This window comes from Amycolatopsis sp. NPDC089917 (genome assembly GCF_040684635.1).
Classification (GTDB): Bacteria; Actinomycetota; Actinomycetes; order Mycobacteriales; family Pseudonocardiaceae; genus Amycolatopsis.
Window position 1 is genome coordinate 38,558 of the sequence record NZ_JBFBGL010000032.1, and the last position, 15,087, is coordinate 53,644.

General features: G+C 68.6%; 18 protein-coding genes. 7 read left to right on the plus strand and 11 right to left on the minus strand.

What is annotated here, in order from left to right; translation table 11 throughout:
* Window positions 1-30: 30 nt before the first annotated feature.
* From AB0N89_RS23305 to AB0N89_RS23315, 3 genes are read right to left on the minus strand one after another with little or no spacing between them, the layout of a single operon-like run.
* A complete protein-coding gene (locus AB0N89_RS23305; protein ID WP_364207670.1) occupies window positions 31-900 on the minus strand; it encodes a hypothetical protein in 870 nt (289 codons plus the stop codon).
* A complete protein-coding gene (locus AB0N89_RS23310) occupies window positions 897-1,838 on the minus strand; it encodes a hypothetical protein (protein ID WP_364207672.1) in 942 nt (313 codons plus the stop codon). The genes AB0N89_RS23305 and AB0N89_RS23310 overlap by 4 nt, the downstream gene beginning before the upstream one ends.
* A 9-nt stretch (window positions 1,839-1,847) precedes the next feature.
* Window positions 1,848-2,534, minus strand: a complete 687-nt coding sequence (locus AB0N89_RS23315; protein ID WP_364207770.1) for an HAD hydrolase-like protein — start codon at window positions 2,532-2,534, stop codon at window positions 1,848-1,850.
* A 127-nt stretch (window positions 2,535-2,661) separates the two neighbouring features.
* On the opposite strand from AB0N89_RS23315, the gene AB0N89_RS23320 reads away from it, so the two are divergent.
* The gene (locus tag AB0N89_RS23320; RefSeq protein WP_364207674.1) at window positions 2,662-3,660 is read left to right on the plus strand and encodes an ABC transporter permease; all 999 of its coding nucleotides are present in this window, start codon (window positions 2,662-2,664) and stop codon (window positions 3,658-3,660) included.
* Here the strand turns inward: AB0N89_RS23320 and AB0N89_RS23325 are convergent.
* Genes AB0N89_RS23325 through AB0N89_RS23335 form a run of 3 tightly spaced genes read right to left on the minus strand, consistent with a single transcriptional unit; the run spans window position 3,598 to window position 5,397 of the window.
* On the minus strand, window positions 3,598-4,008 hold the full coding sequence (locus tag AB0N89_RS23325; RefSeq protein WP_364207676.1) for a secondary thiamine-phosphate synthase enzyme YjbQ: 411 nt from the start codon (window positions 4,006-4,008) through the stop codon (window positions 3,598-3,600). The genes AB0N89_RS23320 and AB0N89_RS23325 overlap by 63 nt on opposite strands.
* Window positions 4,009-4,013: 5 nt before the next feature.
* The gene (locus tag AB0N89_RS23330; protein ID WP_364207678.1) at window positions 4,014-4,823 is read right to left on the minus strand and encodes a DUF3626 domain-containing protein; all 810 of its coding nucleotides are present in this window, start codon (window positions 4,821-4,823) and stop codon (window positions 4,014-4,016) included.
* Between the two features lie 10 nt (window positions 4,824-4,833).
* Window positions 4,834-5,397, minus strand: a complete 564-nt coding sequence (locus AB0N89_RS23335; RefSeq protein WP_364207680.1) for an XRE family transcriptional regulator — start codon at window positions 5,395-5,397, stop codon at window positions 4,834-4,836.
* A gap of 31 nt (window positions 5,398-5,428) precedes the next feature.
* Here AB0N89_RS23335 and AB0N89_RS23340 point away from each other — a divergent pair, with 31 nt between their 5' ends.
* A complete protein-coding gene (locus AB0N89_RS23340) occupies window positions 5,429-5,959 on the plus strand; it encodes an N-acetyltransferase family protein (RefSeq protein WP_364207772.1) in 531 nt (176 codons plus the stop codon).
* A gap of 205 nt (window positions 5,960-6,164) precedes the next feature.
* Here AB0N89_RS23340 and AB0N89_RS23345 read toward each other — a convergent pair whose 3' ends face one another.
* The 5 genes from AB0N89_RS23345 to AB0N89_RS23365 are packed head-to-tail and all read right to left on the minus strand — an operon-like array spanning window position 6,165 to window position 10,567.
* Window positions 6,165-6,809 carry a response regulator transcription factor gene (locus AB0N89_RS23345; RefSeq protein ID WP_364207682.1) on the minus strand — a complete coding sequence of 215 codons (645 nt, stop codon included), beginning with the start codon at window positions 6,807-6,809 and terminating at the stop codon, window positions 6,165-6,167.
* A gap of 17 nt (window positions 6,810-6,826) precedes the next feature.
* A complete protein-coding gene (locus AB0N89_RS23350) occupies window positions 6,827-8,089 on the minus strand; it encodes a sensor domain-containing protein (protein WP_364207684.1) in 1,263 nt (420 codons plus the stop codon).
* A gap of 47 nt (window positions 8,090-8,136) precedes the next feature.
* A complete protein-coding gene (locus AB0N89_RS23355; protein ID WP_126736024.1) occupies window positions 8,137-8,337 on the minus strand; it encodes a hypothetical protein in 201 nt (66 codons plus the stop codon).
* Between the two features lie 10 nt (window positions 8,338-8,347).
* Window positions 8,348-9,463, minus strand: coding sequence for an acyl-CoA desaturase (locus tag AB0N89_RS23360; RefSeq protein WP_364207687.1), 1,116 nt, complete (start codon window positions 9,461-9,463; stop codon window positions 8,348-8,350).
* Window positions 9,464-9,475: 12 nt separating this feature from the next.
* Window positions 9,476-10,567 carry an FAD-binding oxidoreductase gene (locus tag AB0N89_RS23365; protein ID WP_364207689.1) on the minus strand — a complete coding sequence of 364 codons (1,092 nt, stop codon included), beginning with the start codon at window positions 10,565-10,567 and terminating at the stop codon, window positions 9,476-9,478.
* Window positions 10,568-10,657: 90 nt separating this feature from the next.
* Between AB0N89_RS23365 and AB0N89_RS23370 the strand changes: the two genes are divergently transcribed.
* The 5 genes from AB0N89_RS23370 (at window position 10,658) to AB0N89_RS23390 (ending at window position 15,080) form a co-directional block, all read left to right on the plus strand.
* Window positions 10,658-11,314 (plus strand): TetR family transcriptional regulator, encoded by a 657-nt coding sequence (locus AB0N89_RS23370; protein WP_364207691.1) that lies wholly within the window; start codon window positions 10,658-10,660, stop codon window positions 11,312-11,314.
* Window positions 11,315-11,540: 226 nt separating this feature from the next.
* Window positions 11,541-12,659 carry a Re/Si-specific NAD(P)(+) transhydrogenase subunit alpha gene (locus tag AB0N89_RS23375; RefSeq protein WP_364207693.1) on the plus strand — a complete coding sequence of 373 codons (1,119 nt, stop codon included), beginning with the start codon at window positions 11,541-11,543 and terminating at the stop codon, window positions 12,657-12,659.
* Entirely contained in the window at window positions 12,659-12,958 is a 300-nt protein-coding gene (locus tag AB0N89_RS23380) for an NAD(P) transhydrogenase subunit alpha (protein ID WP_007032801.1), read from the plus strand. The genes AB0N89_RS23375 and AB0N89_RS23380 overlap by 1 nt, the downstream gene beginning before the upstream one ends.
* Window positions 12,955-14,340 (plus strand): NAD(P)(+) transhydrogenase (Re/Si-specific) subunit beta, encoded by a 1,386-nt coding sequence (locus AB0N89_RS23385; RefSeq protein WP_364207695.1) that lies wholly within the window; start codon window positions 12,955-12,957, stop codon window positions 14,338-14,340. Before AB0N89_RS23380 ends, AB0N89_RS23385 begins: the two co-directional genes overlap by 4 nt.
* Window positions 14,337-15,080 (plus strand): lipoate--protein ligase family protein, encoded by a 744-nt coding sequence (locus tag AB0N89_RS23390; RefSeq protein ID WP_364207697.1) that lies wholly within the window; start codon window positions 14,337-14,339, stop codon window positions 15,078-15,080. Before AB0N89_RS23385 ends, AB0N89_RS23390 begins: the two co-directional genes overlap by 4 nt.
* The last annotated feature ends 7 nt before the right edge of the window (window positions 15,081-15,087 follow it).

The window sequence follows — 15,087 nt, forward strand, 5'->3', positions numbered from 1 at the left end:
CACGGGACCCATATTTCCCTTAGGGGAGTGCTACTCGCGACGGATGGTCTCACCCATCTTGAGGACGATGTCCCTGGCGACGGCGTCGGGGATCCCCTGGTCCGCCAGCACCAGAAGGACGTGGTAACGGCCGGATCCGGGCAGCGCGCGCAGGGGGAGGGCGATCGCGGTGATCGCGACCGACGGCGCCGGGCACGGTCCGTTCGGGGCGGGGACGACGGTGGTGGTCACGGCGGTGGCGGTCGCGCCGCCGTCGAGCATCGTGACCGGACCGGCCTGGCCGACTTCGGTCTTCGGGGGCTGTCCTTCGCCGTCGGAGCCGTACGCGGCTTCGGCCCAGCGCAGGGTCGTCTCCTCCGCCGCCTGGGTGGTGCCGCCGACCTCGCCCTCGTCGATGGTGGTGAACCCCGCCATCGCCCGCGACGAGAGATCGGAGCCGGGGCAGAAATCGCGGTGGTACCGGGCGACGCCTTGCAAGGTGACGAGGTCGCCTTCCGGCGTCTCGTAGCCGATGGCGACGTCGGGCTTTTCGAGCTTCCAGTCCGGCGGGACGTCGAAGACGAGCGGATGGTCGTCGGACTGCACGGGTTGCCAGCCCGCGATCACGGGCTCGATCCTGGTGGGCGCCACCGGATCGGGCAGGGCGATGTCCCGCGCGGGCGGCGGTGGCGCGGTCTTGGCCTGGTAGGTGGCGGTGGTGCCGACCGCGAGGACGATGATCAGCCCGATGATGCCCAGCGTGGGCCTGAGACGAAGGCGCCGGCGTGCCGGGACGGTGTCCAGGACGACCGGAATCGGCCTCGTCCGCTCGGCTTCGGTCTCGGGTTCGAGCGGCTGCCCGGTGAGCGGATCGACGAACCACGTTCGCGGTTCGTCGGAGCGCCCACCGGGGCCGGTCATGGCTGCGGCCTCAGACTGGTGAGGATCTTTCGCGCGTCCGCGTCGGGCAGCGCGTCGGGTGTGCCCTGGTCGATGGCCATGACGAAGCAGATGGTCTGTTCGCCGGATTTGAACGCCGCCGAAGTGAGCTTCACGCTGGGCGCCCGGCACTCCTCGGTCTCGGGCGGGCTGAACGTCCCGGTCGAACTGACCGCCTGGATCGTTCCGTTCGCGATCGGGACCTGCGTGACCTCGGGCATCGGGACGTCGGCCTTGCCGGTGGCGGCCTGGATCCAGAGCCGGACAGCGCCCCTGGCGGCGTTCTCGACCGGGATGTCGCCCGCGGTGGCGAACCCGACGACGCCGCGGTTCGAGCCCCGGGCATCCGGGCAGGCACCGAGTTTGTACGTCGACGCCTCGTGGATGACCATCTTGAACTCGCCCTCGTTGTAGCCGACGATCTGGCCCGGCTTGGTCTCCCAGCCGGACGCGGGAAGGTCGTAGGCGGTCTTGTCCTTGGCTGACAGGATCCCCTGCCAGCCGGGCGTCGTCGAGGGCACTTTGTTGTCTTTCGGGGCACCGCTGCTCGTGGGCGGCGGTTTCGACGCCGAAGACGACGGCGGCATCGTCACGGACGAAGGCGGCGGACCGGCCTGAGGCTGCTGATCGCCGCCGTCCCGCAGGACGAAGAAGAGCGTGGCGCCGACGGCGATGACCAGGACGAGCGCGCCGAGGCCGATCCAGAGGCCCTTCTTGCTCTTCTTCGGCGGCTCCGGCGCGAAGCCCTGGTACGTCTGCTGCGGGAACTGCTGGTAACCCTCGTACGGCTGCTGGGGTTGCTGCGGGTACTGGCCGTACTGAGGCGGGTTCTGCGGCGGATACCCCTGCTGCGGGGGTTGCTGCTGATAGGGCTGCTGCGGTTGCTGCTCCGGCCAGCCGTTACCGCCTGGGTATGCCATGGAGCGAGCTTAGTTGGCCTCCCCGAGTACGGCCGCGCGCACCGCTGCCAGGTCGGACAGGTCGCCGAGCACGGTGTGCGCCCCGGCGTCGGCCAGTTCCTCCGCGCTGAACTGGCCCGTCGCCACGGCCACCGCGACGGCGCCGTTGTCGAGCGCGGCCCGCACGTCGTCCGGGGTGTCGCCGATGACGACGACCGACGCGGGCGCGAAGTCGGTGCCGTGCTTCGCCGAGGCTTGACTGACGGCGGCGGGCACCAGGTCCGGCCGGTGCGCCGAGAGCGAGCCGTAGCCGCCGATCTCGAAGTCCACGTGTTCGTGCAGGTCGAACGCGGTCAGCTTGTGCACGGAGATCTCCGGCAGATTGCCCGTGACCAGCGTCTGGACGACACCGCCGTGCCGGGCGAAGGCGTTCAGCGCGTCCTTCGCGCCCGGAAGCGCCCGGCCGTTCGAGGACAGGGTCGGCGCGTGGCTTTCGGAGACCGCGATCAGCGCGAGCCAGAGTTTGCGCACGTTCTCCTCGGTGGGCTCGACGCCGTGCGAGGTCAGGATGTCCGAGCTGATGGCGCGTTCGGTGCGGCCGCCGAAGTTCGGCAACGCCCGCAGTTCGACGCCCGCGACCTCGGCGAGCGCGGCCGTGTACCAGGCGGCGCCGATACCGCGCAGGTCCACGAGGGTCTGGTCGATGTCCCACAGCACTAGCCGATGCGGAGTAGTCACGCGGTCGAAGGTACCGGTGAGCTTATTCAACGTCTGTTGACTTCTTGGGAGCGGACACTTACCTTGGCAGCTAATTCAACGGATGACGAATAAATGGAGGACGGTCATGTCGAACCGTCGCCCCGCCGGGGCCTTCGCCTTGCTCGTCGCGGTGGCCGGTGCGCTGGTCGCGGTCGTGCTGGGCTTTCTCACCTTCGGCGCGCAGGCCACCGTCGCGCCCGACGGCCTCCCCGTCGCCGTGGCCGCGCCGCCGGGACCGCTCCAGGCGGCCGCGAACGGGATCGCGTCCCATGGCGGCGGTCAGGTCTCCTGGCGGGTGACCTCGCCCGAGGAAGGCCGGAAGCTGTTGGAGGACAAGGAGGTCTACGGCGTCCTCGAACTCCCGTCGACGATCGTGGTGTCCGGGGCGGTGAACCCGTCCGGGACGCAGATCGCGCAACAGATCCTGACCGGTGCCGCGCAGGCGATCGGTGGCACGCCGAAGGTCGAGACACTGCGTCCGGCGAGCGTCGCGGGCCGGACGGCGCCGCTCGCGCTGAGTGCGCTGGCGTGGGTCGGCTGCCTGGCCTCGGGAGCCTTGCTGGTCCTGGCCGGACAGCGGATCGGCCGGGACGCGGGAGCAGGCGCGCGCTTCACGCAGATCGTTTCGGCGGGCGTGCTGGTCACCGGCGTCCTGGTCGGATTCCTGAAACTGTGGGACGCCGCACTCCCGATCGGCTGGGACGTCGTCGGCTTCCTCTTCCTGGCCACGACCGGGTTCGCCGCCGTGCAGACCGGTCTGCTGCGGCTGCTCGGCGTGCGGGCGATGGCGATCCTCGGTCCGCTGTACCTGGTCGCCCCCGCCGTCGCCGGTCAGGTGCCGGAGCTGCTGGACCCCGCCTACCGCGCGGTGCTGTGGTCCTGGACGCCGTTCCGGTTCTCCGCGGAAGCCCTCCGGAGCTTGTTGCAGGGCGTTCCCGGCGCGCCGGACGTCCTGACCGGGGTGTGGGTGCTCGCCGGGCTGCTCGCGGCGGGGCTGCTGCTCGCGCTGTGGCCGGCCCGGTCAGCCCTCCAGCAGGCTGAAGCGGACACGCCGGACCGGGTTGTCCAGGTTGGTGTCCACTAGGCAGACCGACTGCCAGGTGCCCAGCGTCATCACCCCGCCGATCACCGGGATCGTGGCGAACGGCGGCAGCAGCGCGGGCAGGACGTGGTCACGGCCGTGACCGGGACTGCCGTGCTGGTGCCGCCAGCGCCCGTCGCGAGGGAGGAGTTCGTCGAGCGCGGCGAGCAGGTCTTCGTCGCTGCCCGCGCCGGTCTCGAGGATCGCCAGCCCGGACGTCGCGTGCGGGACGAAGACGTGCAGGATCCCGTCCTCGGCGTCCGCGTCGCGCAGGAAGGACTCGGCGTCCTTGGTCAGGTCGTGGACCACGGCCACGCTGCCGGTGCGCACCTCGATCTCCGTGGAGTACATACCTGTCACGGTAGTACCCCGAAGCGCGCGACGTAGTGCCAGACGCGTTTGAGTGCTTGCGGATCGAGGTGACCCGCCTCGCCGAGGACACGCGGATCGAGAAAGCCGTCTTCGGCCAGGGCGAGCCCGAGTTCGACGAATTCCGGACCGCGGTACGCGGGATGTCGTTCGAGTTCTTCGGTCGACAGGCGGAAACCCGGATGCCATTCGACGGGACAGTCCAGCCGGAGCGCCGCCTTTTCGACGTCGGTTCCGCGGTGACTCGGGTCGAGCACGAGGGCGTCGACGTCCGTCGCGAGGTCGACGGGACCGTGGACGTGCGCCTCGACGTAGTCGTCGAGAAGGTCCGCATCGCCTCGCTCTGCCAGTGCGATCAGTGCGGAAACCCTGGTGCCGTAACCGAAATCCGACGGATGCAGCACGCTGTCCGGATAGCAGAACGTCGTCCGCGCGACGGTGTGCGCGGCCATCCGGAAATGGGCCGAGCCGAATCGCGGCGCGCCGCCGGTGGGACGGCGGCGGAAGTTCAAGGCGCCGTACTTCGGCCGTTCGGCGGGCGGCGCGTCGTCGTAGGCGCCGCCGAACATCCGGCTCTCCCAGCGCCGGCGCGCTCCGCCGGGACGCGCTGCCAGGCCGCCGTTGCTCGTCCCGGTTTCGAACTGATTGCGGTAGAAACCGTCGTCGGCCATCGACGTCAGGACGGATCGTCCGTCCACTGTGGACCTGTCGGGATGGAAGTGCACCGTCACCGGCAGGCCTGCCTTGTGTCCGCCGCGTGCTTTCGCCGCGACGTGTGCGAGGGCCCGGGAGTACATGCCCCGAGTATCAGGCGTGCCGCCGGGCGAGCGCGACCAGATATCGGACCGGTTCGCCGGTCGGGTTGACGTAGGCGCACTGCTGCGGAGTGCCGAGCTGCAGGCAATCGCCCGCGTCGAGTTCGTGGTCGACGTCGCCCTCGCGGAAACGCAGATGCCCGTCGAGCACCCAGATCTGATGATGGGTCAGCGCGTAGGTGTGGGCGGGGAAGGCGACCTCGGCGCCCGCGGGCAGTACGACCTCGACCAGTTCCAGCGGCCCGCCGAGGGACGGCGACACCGCGCGCCGCACGTATCCGGTGTCGGGGTCGGTCCAGGTCGGCTGATCGGCCACGCGCACGAGCCGCCGGTCGCCGTGCTCGGCGCGCGCGATCAGCTCGGACAGCGTCATCCCGAGCGCGGCGGAAAGCCTGCTGAGCAGGACGGCCGTCGGCTGCGCCTCGCCGCGTTCGATCTTGCCGATCATCGCCCTGGACACGCCCGACAGCTCGGCCAGGGCGTTGGCCGAGAGGTTCTGGTCGACTCTCGCGGACTGGAGCGTCGCGGCGAGCGACGCGGACAAGGGATCCGACATGCTGCTCACTATAGTGGCAGCCTCGGTTACTATGGTCGCCATGGTGATCAGGGAAGCGACGGAAGCCGACGCGATGGCGTGCGCGGAGATCTACGCGCCGTATGTCACCGACACGGTGATCTCGTTCGAGACCGAGCCGCCCAAGCCGGACGAGATGGCCGAGCGCATCGCCAAGGCGCAGCGATCGCACGCTTGGCTCGTCCTCGAAGACGACGAAGGCCGCGTCGCCGGCTACGCCTACGGAGGTCCCTTCAGTGGGCGCCCGTCCTATCGCTGGTCTTGCGAGGTCAGTATCTATCTGGAGCTCGGCCGCCGGAGGACGGGTGGCGGCCGCGCGCTCTATCAGGCGCTACTGGACAGGCTGGCGGCGCGAGGTTTCCGGAACTTCTGCGCGGGGATGGTGCTGCCGAACGACGCGAGCGCCGGGCTGCATCGCGCGATGGGCTTCGAGCCGGTGGGGACCTACCGGCGGATCGGGTACAAGCACGGTGCGTGGCGGGACGTCGCCTGGGTGCAGCTGTGCCTGCCGGAGCTCACCGGGGTACCCGCGGAACCCCGGTGACGTATCCCTGCGAAGTCCGTGAAGGCCTCCTTGAGAGACCCAGGGTCTCTCAAGGAGGCCTTCACGGACTTCGCGGACGGTGTGAGAGTGGCTTTCGCGACACGCCGCATCGGCCCGGTGACCATCCACAGTGGACAAAGCGGGCTGAAGGGGAGGAAAGCGTCCTTCACCGCGTGAGAGGCGGGGAAAGTCCCCTTCAGCCCGTCTAGGAGTCGAGGTACCGCAGCACGGCGAGAACCCGCCGATTGTCCCCTTCGGACTGAGGAAGCTCCAGCTTCCCGAAGATGTTCGACACGTACTTCTCCACCGACCCCGCCGAAAGGAACAACGCCGCCGCGATGGCCGAGTTCGACCGCCCTTCGGCCATCAGCCCCAGCACCTCCCGCTCCCGCGGCGTGAGTCCCGCGAGCGCGTCGGTCTTCCGCGTGGCGGTGAAGAGCTGGCTGACCACCTCCGGGTCGAGCACGGTCTCACCTTCGGCGACCCGGCGGAGCGCGTCGAGGAAGTCCGACACCTCCGCGACCCGGTCCTTCAACAGGTACCCGACGCCACCGGCGCGGTCCGCCAAGAGTTCCGTCGCGTACTGCGTCTCGACGTATTGCGAGAACAGCAGGACCGCGCACCCCGGCAGTTCCGCGCGCAGCGCGATCGACGCGCGCAGTCCTTCGTCGGTGTGCGTCGGCGGCATCCGGATGTCCACAATGGACACGTCCGGCCGGTGTTCGCGGACCGCCGCGCACAGGCTATCGCCGTCGGCGACGGCCGCGACGACCTCGTGCCCCCGAAGGTTCAGCAGTTCGACGAGCCCCGCCCGAAGGATGGCCGAATCCTCCGCGATCACGACGCGCACGCCGCCCCCCCCATGTCCTATTTCCGTAAAGGTATTTCCGCGCTGACCACCGTAGGCCCTCCTTGAGGACTGTCGATGTCGAGCCTGCCGTCCACCGTCGCGAGCCGTTCGGCGATCCCGGCGAGCCCGCCGCCGCGTTCCTGCCGGGCACCGCCTTCGCCGCCGTCGTGCACCACGAGCCGCAAGGCGTCTCCGACGATACCCACGTCGACCTCGATCGCGGCGGAAGTGTGCTTCGCGGCATTGGTCAGCAGTTCGGCGACGGTGAAGTAGGCGATGGTCTCGATCGACGGCGACGGCCTGCTCGGCAGGTCCACCGTGATCCGCGCGTCGATGCCCGAGCCCGCGGCCAAAGTGGACAGTGCGACGTCGAGACCGGCGTCGAGCGCGGCGGGGTGGATGCCGCGGGCGAGATCGCGCAGTTCGACCAGCGCCTGTTTCGCGTTGGCGTGCGCGGCGGTGACCAGCGTGGTGACCTGCTCGATGTCGCCGCCACCGGACAGCTCGTCCTTCGCGATCCCGAGCTTCATCGCGAGCGCGACCAGCTGAGCCTGCGCGCCGTCGTGCAGGTCGCGTTCGATCCGGCGGAGCTGCCGCGTCGCGTCGTCGACGGCGCTCGCCCGGCTGCGTTCGAGGTCCCGCACGCGTTTGGAGAGGTCTTCGGCGCCGAGGATCCCGCGCACCAGCAGGCGGTCGAACTCGGTCAGGCCGTGCACCACCCACGGCATCGCCACCAGCACGGCCAGTCCGGTGAAGGCGAGCAGCAGGGTGAGGGGCCAGGCGCCGACGTGGAGGTCGAACGTCGGCATGGCTTCACCGTTCAGGGTGAACCAGAAGAACGGGTAGGTCAGCGTGCTCACGGCGTACACGAACAGGATCGCGACCAGGAAGAACTCGATCAGCGACAGCGGCAGCCGGATCAGCAGGTAGGCGATCGACCGCCAGCCGATCGGGTCCGCGATCTTGCTCTTGATCCCGTTCCACAGGCCCGGCCGCAGCTCGGGCCGGGAGGGCGTGGTGACCGTCGTCCCGAGCAGGAGGCGTGAGAGACCGATGTGCGCGGCGCCGATCAGCCGCGCGCCCGCCACGACGCCGATGAGCACCGGCAGCCCGACGGTGAGCAGGCTCAGGGTGATCCCCAGGAGCAGCCCGACGACGACGAGCACGACGAACACCAGCGTGAGCGGCGCGCCGATGATCACCCACACCAGCTCGGCCCAGTACGCGCGGTTCAGCTGCGAGCCGAGGACGCGCCCGGGCAGGGCGTAGCGGGTGATCACGGTTTCAGCTTGCCGTGGTCACCCGCCTCACGCCCATCCAGGTTTCCCTAGTCTTCGCGGTTTTCGTCCGCCTGCGCGCGCTGCGACGCCTCGCGCATCTCGATGACGTCCGTCAGCCAGTCGCCGGTCTCGCGGGCGATGTCCCGGATCGCGCCGGTGATGATCGTCGCGATGTTGCCGATGTGGGTGGCCGCGGACTCGGTGACCTCTTGGACCACGTCCTTGGTGCTTTCGAACTGACCGACCATGTCAGACACCTTAAGCCGCTCGGAGGGTCTTGTCGCTCTCCACGGTAGCCGGAGTGCGGGGTTCACCGTTCCACGGCAGGGCCAGTTTCACGATCTTCCTGGCCACCGAGAGCAGCTGCTTGTGCAGGGGGCCGGTGTTGTACGGCAGGCCGTACTTCTCGCAGATCGCCCGCACCTCGCCCGCGATCTCCGGGTAGCGGCGCGCCGGGATGTCCGGGAACAGGTGGTGCTCGATCTGGTGCGAGAGGTTCCCGGTCATGACGTGGAAGAGCTTGCCGCCGGTGATGTTCGCCGAGCCGAGGATCTGCCGCAGGTACCACTGGCCCCGCGACTCGTTCTCGGTCTCCTCCTCGGTGAAGCTCTCGACGTCGGCCGGGAAGTGGCCGCAGAAGATGATCGAGAACGCCCACAGGTTGCGGGTCAGGTTCGCGGTCGCGTTGCCTAGGAAGGTCAGCGGCGCGAGCGGACCGGTCAGCAGCGGGAAGAGCACGTAGTCCTTGCCGACCTGGCGGCCGGCCTTGCGCACGATCTTCCGCAGCACCGGAACGTTCTCGGCCCAGGTCCGCTCGCCCTTGACGACCCGGTCGACCTCGAGGTCGTGCAGCATGACGCCCCACTGGAAGAACAGCGCGAGCAGCGTCGCGTACACCGGGTTGCCCAGGTAGTACGGATTCCACTTCTGTGCCGGGTCCATCCGCAGGATGCCGTAACCGATGTCGCGGTCCTTGTCGAGGATGTTCGTGTACGTGTGGTGGATGTAGTTGTGGGAGTGACGCCAGTTCTCCGACGGCGCGACGGTGTCCCATTCGAACTTCTGCGAGCTCAGCGCCGGGTCACGCGTCCAGTCGTACTGGCCGTGCATGACGTTGTGGCCGATCTCCATGTTGTCGAGGATCTTCGCCACCGAAAGCGCGGCGACACCGGCGACCCAGGCGGGCGGGAAGAAGCCGGCGAACAGCAGTCCGCGGCCGGCGACCTCGAGCGCGCGCTGGGTCTTGATGACGTTGTGGATGTAGTCGACGTCGACCTGGCCGAGGTCGGCGACGATCCGCTGCCGGATCTCGTCCAGTTCGCGGCCGAAGTCCTCGACCTGTCGCGGGGTCAGTTTGTCCTGCAAGCCCGTCATGACCGTTCCTTTCTAAGCGTTGATCTCGACGTCCCCGACCGGGACGGAGATGCAGAGCTGGATCTCTTCGTTCTCTTCGCTGGAGGTCTCGCCGGTCTTGGCGTTGCGCACGCAGCCGGAGGTCTTGATCTGGGTGCAGGAGAAGCAGATGCCCATCCGGCAGCCGTGTTCCGGGCGCAGCCCCGCGTCTTCGGCCTGCTCCAGCAGCGGTTTCCCGGAGTTGTCGAACTCACGGCCGCTGCGCGCGAACCGGACCTGTCCTTCGGCGTTCTCGGTGTCGAAGGTGAGCGCCGGCGGCGTGAACTCCTCGGTGTGCAGATGTGCACCGAGGCCGTCGGCCTCGAACGCCTCGCGGACCGAATCCATCAGCGGCTTCGGGCCGCACAGGAACGTTTCGGCGTCCGGGTACCACGGCGCGGCCTCCGCGAGGTGGTCCTTCGAGAAGAACCCGTGCAGGTCGCCGCCGCTTTTCGCGTGAGTGAACGCGTGTACCACCCGCAGGCCGGGCAGGCGCCGGGCGAGGTCGGCGAGCTCGGCGCGGTAGAGCGCGTCGTCGGCGCCGTTGGAGTAGTGCAGGAACGCGACGTCGCCCTCGTGCTTCTCGTCGGCCAGCGTGCGCAGCATCGACAGGACGGGCGTGATCCCGCTCCCGCCGCTGAGCAACAGGATCCGCCGCGGCCTCGGCGACGGCAGGGTGAACTCACCGTCCGCAGTGGACAGTCCGAGGACGGAACCCGTGGTGACCGTGCGGTTGAGATGCCGCGAGACGAGTCCTTGGGGATCGGCCTTGATGGTCAGTTCCAGTGTCCCGTCGTGCTCCGAACCGGCGGGCGAGTAGCAGCGGGTCCGGCGGACGCCGTCGATCTCGACGGTCACCCGCACGTACTGGCCCGCGACGTGGCCCCGCCAGGCCCGGCTCGGCCGGAGGGTCAGCGTGACCGTGTCGGGTGTCTGCCGCCGGACGCCGGTGACCAGGCCGCGGATCTCGTGGCGGACCAGCATCGGATCGACGAGTTCGAGGTAGCGGTCCATGCCGTGGGGCGTGAGCAGGGCCTCGGCCAGCGAGGCCAGCCGCCTGGCCCTGCGCGGTACCAGTGCCGTCATCACTTTCTCCCAAGTTCAGTGAACGCTTGTACACTGAACAGTGAAGTGGCGAAGATCCGGCTTGTCAACGCGAGAGGACGGCGATGTGACGTGGGTGATACCGCGGAGGCGATTACGCTGTCCGTCGTGACAACTGAGCCCGTTTCCCGGCAGGAGCGCAAGCAGCGAACGCGTCAAGCGCTGCTGGACGCCGCGCTGGACCTGGTGGCGGAACGCGGGTTCTCCGGGCTGAGCCTGCGCGAGGTCGCGAAGCAGGCCGGGATCGTGCCGACGGCGTTCTACCGTCATTTCGCGTCGATGGACGAACTCGGCGTGGCGCTCGTCGAGGAGTCGATGCGCACCTTGCGCACGATGATCCGCTCCGCGCGCACGAGGCCGTCGGCGTACAACGACATGATCCGCTCGTCCGTGCGCGTGCTGCGCGAACACGTGCGGGCGCACGAGGACCATTTCCACTTCCTGGCCAGGGAGCGGTACGGCGGCACCGGTCCGGTCCGGCAGGCGATCGGCTTCGAACTCAAGCTCTTCGTCAGCGAACTCGCCGTCGACCTCGCGCGGTTCGATTTCCTCCGCGACTGGAGCACCGAAGATCTGCACCTGCTCGCCGACCTGATCGTGACGACCATGCTCACGACGGTGCTGGAGTTGCTCGAAACACCTTCGCGTGACGACGAGATCGTGCGCACGGCCGAACGGCGGTTGCGGTTGATCTTTCTGGGGGTGCCGAACTGGCGCAGCGTTCCGTGATCCGGGAAACCGTTGCTCCGTAGGTGTCATGAGGGGTCCCCATAGGACGGAACGTGTCCTGTGGGGACCCCTTATGACATCGCGCACCTGGATCGATGGCTGGATCGATCGTGATGAGCGATGTCACGGAAAGATGCCGTCCGGATACGTTCAGCCAGGAAAGTTGTCGGTCGGACGTGGTAGACAGTGCGGGTTCGTGTGGTCCTCTCCAGCGAGGAGGTCGCCTGTGGCGGCAGAAAACGAGCAGCTCACGGTCGGTGTTGTCCGGGAGACCGGACAAGGTGAACGCCGCATCGCGCTGGTACCGAAGCTCATCGAGCGCGTCTCCGGACGCGGACTGCGGGTGGTGGTGGAGCCCGGCGCGGGCGCCGGCGCCCTGCTCGCCGACGAGACCTTCGAGCAGGCGGGCGCGGTGCTCGGCGATCCGTGGGACGCCGACATCGTGGTGAAGGTGGCGCCTCCGAGCGCGGCCGAAGTCGCGAAGCTCAAGCAGGGCACCATTCTCATCGGCTTCCTGAATCCACGGGGTGATCCCGAGGGGATCGCGGCACTGGAAACGGCGGGCGTCCGCGCTTTCGCCGTCGAGGCGATCCCGCGGATCTCCCGTGCGCAGGCGATGGACGCGTTGTCGTCGCAAAGCAGCGTCGCGGGTTATCGCGCCGTATTGCTGGCCGCGGAGAAACTCACGCGGTTCTTCCCGATGCTCACCACCGCGGCCGGAACAGTGCCCCCGGCGAAGGTGCTCGTGCTCGGCGCGGGTGTCGCCGGGCTCCAGGCACTGGCGACGGCGAAACGGCTCGGCGCGCAGACCACCGGGTACGACGTCCGGCCCGAGGTCGGAGAGCAGGTGAAGTCGCTCGGCGCGAAATTCCTCGAACTCGGTATCGAGGCGGTCGGCGAAGGGGGGTACGCCCGCGAGCTGACGGCGGAGGAAAAGGCCGAACAGCAACGCAGGCTCACCGAGGCGATCACGAAATTCGACGTCGTGATCACCACCGCGCTCGTCCCCGGTCGCAAGGCGCCGACCCTCGTCACGGCCGACGCGGTGAAGGGCATGCCCGCCGGTGGTGTCGTGGTCGACCTCGCCGGCGAGTCCGGCGGCAACTGCGAACTGACGAAACCGGGCGAGGAGGTCGTCGAGTACGACGTCACCATCTGCTCGCCGCTCAACCTCGCCGCGGAGATGCCCGCGCATTCCAGCGAGCTCTACGCGCGCAACGTCACCGAGTTGCTCGAACTGCTCGTCGACAAGGAAGGGAAGCTCGCGCTCGACTTCTCCGACGAGATCGTCGCCGGGGCCTGCGTGGCCGGGGCGCCCGGTGCCGAAGAAGAAGGGGGCGAGTGATGCTCGTAGGCAGCTTGGCGATCCTCGTACTCGCCGGATTCGTGGGTTTCACCGTCATCTCGAAGGTGCCCAACACCCTCCACACCCCGCTGATGTCGGGGACCAACGCCATCCACGGCATCGTCCTGCTCGGCGGGCTGATCGTGCTCGGCCTCGGGGTCGACGGCGTACTGAACAAGATCCTGCTGGTGATCGCGATCGCCTTCGGCACGATCAACGTGGTCGGCGGCTTCCTCGTCACCGACCGGATGCTCTCGATGTTCAAGGCGAAGAAGCCGGAAGACGGTGGTGACAAGTGACGACCTTCATCGCCGTCCTCTACATCATTTCCTTCGCACTGTTCATCTACGGCCTGATGGGCCTGACCGGTCCGCGCACCGCGGTCCGCGGCAACTGGATCGCGGCGGTCGGCATGGGCATCGCGGTGATCGCGACGCTGCTGACGCCGGGCATGAGCAACTGGCTGCTGATCGCGCTCGGCGTCGCGATCGGTGTCGTCGTCGGCGTGCCGTCCGCGCGCAAGGTCAAGATGACCGCGATGCCGCAGATGGTGGCGCTGTTCAACGGCGTCGGCGGCGGGGCGGTGGCCTTGATCGCCTGGGTCGAGTTCCGCACCACCGAGGGCTACGCGCACGAGCCCGCGTACGTCGCGATCGCGTCGTTGTTCGCGGCGATCGTCGGTTCGGTGTCCTTCTGGGGCTCGAACATCGCGTTCGGGAAACTGCAGGAACTCATCTCCGGCCGCCCGATCACCCTCGGCAAATTGCAGCAGCCGGTGAACGCTCTGGTCCTGATCGCCGCGATCGTCTTCGCGGTGGTCATCGCCACCGGCGGCAGCGCCGAACTGCTGATGATCGGCCTGCTGGTCGCGGCGGGCGTGCTCGGCGTGGTGGTCGTGCTGCCGATCGGCGGCGCGGACATGCCGGTCGTCATCTCGTTGCTGAACGCGCTCACCGGTCTGTCGGCCGCGGCCATGGGGCTCGCGCTCGACAACACCGCGCTGATCGTGGCGGGCATGATCGTCGGCGCCTCGGGTTCGATCCTGACGAATCTGATGGCGAAGGCGATGAACCGGTCGATCCCGGCCATCGTCGCCGGCGGGTTCGGCGGCGGCACGGCGGTCGCGAGCGGCGGATCGGGCGAGGTCCGGCCGGTCCGCAGCACCAGCGCGTCCGACACCGCGATCCAGATGGCGTACGCCAACAAGGTCGTGGTCGTCCCCGGGTACGGCATGGCCGTCGCGCAGGCGCAGCACGTGGTCCGCGAGATGGCGAAGCTGCTGGAGGCCAAGGGGATCACGGTCGCGTACGCGATCCACCCGGTCGCGGGCCGGATGCCGGGACACATGAACGTGCTCCTCGCCGAGGCCGACGTCCCGTACGAACAGCTCAAGGAGATGGATGAGATCAACTCCGAGTTCGCCCAGACCGACGTCGCGCTGGTGATCGGCGCGAACGACGTCACGAACCCGGCCGCGGAGACCGATCCGGGCTCGCCCATCTACGGGATGCCGATCCTCAAGGTGAACCACAGCCGGTCGGTGATCGTGCTGAAACGCTCGATGAGCTCGGGCTTCGCCGGCATCGACAACGAGCTCTTCTACGATGCGAAGACAAGCATGCTCTTCGGCGACGCCAAATCGTCGGTGGGCGAGATCGTGGAGGAACTCAAAGCACTGTGACCGGCCCTTCGGAAGTCGTCGCTTCGTTCGACGACCCGGCCGACAACCTCGCGTTCGACGAAGCCCTCCTGCGCGCCGCACCGGAGGCGCCGGTCCTGTGGATCTGGCGCAACACCGACAGTGTGGTCGTGGGGCGAGGGCAGAAGATCGAACGCGAGGTCAAGGCCGACGTCTGTGCGAGCGACGGCGTCCCGGTGCTGCGCCGGGCCAGCGGCGGCGGCACCGTTTTCCACGATCCCGGCAACCTCAACATCACGCTCGTCCTGCCGGGACTCGGTCTGACCGGGGAAGCCGTCAAACCGCTCGAAGCACTCGGGGAACTGATGACCGCGACGGTGGCCGAACTCGGGCTGCCGTCGCGACTCGGTGATCGAGGACTGTTCGTCGGTGACGCGAAGCTGTGCGGTTTCGCCGTGTTCCGGACGAGAACGGGCTTGCTCGCGCATTCCACTCTGCTCGTTTCGACCGCGGCCGAGCGGGTCGGCCGGTACCTCACTTCGGCGCCCGCCGATCCCCGTCCGCTCGACTCCCATCGGAGCCCGGTCGCGTCGCTCGCGGAACATGGCCTGCGCAAAGGTGTTGCCGAAGTCACGGCCGCGGTCCGGGTGGCGGCGGCCGCGCAACTGGGTGAACTCGCCATCCGGAAGCCGTCGGCCGGCGAGCTGGAGTGGCACCGCTCGCTCCGGCACACGAGGTACCACTACCCGGAATGGCATTCCGAAGGCGCTCAGCGCAAATAAGGCGAAA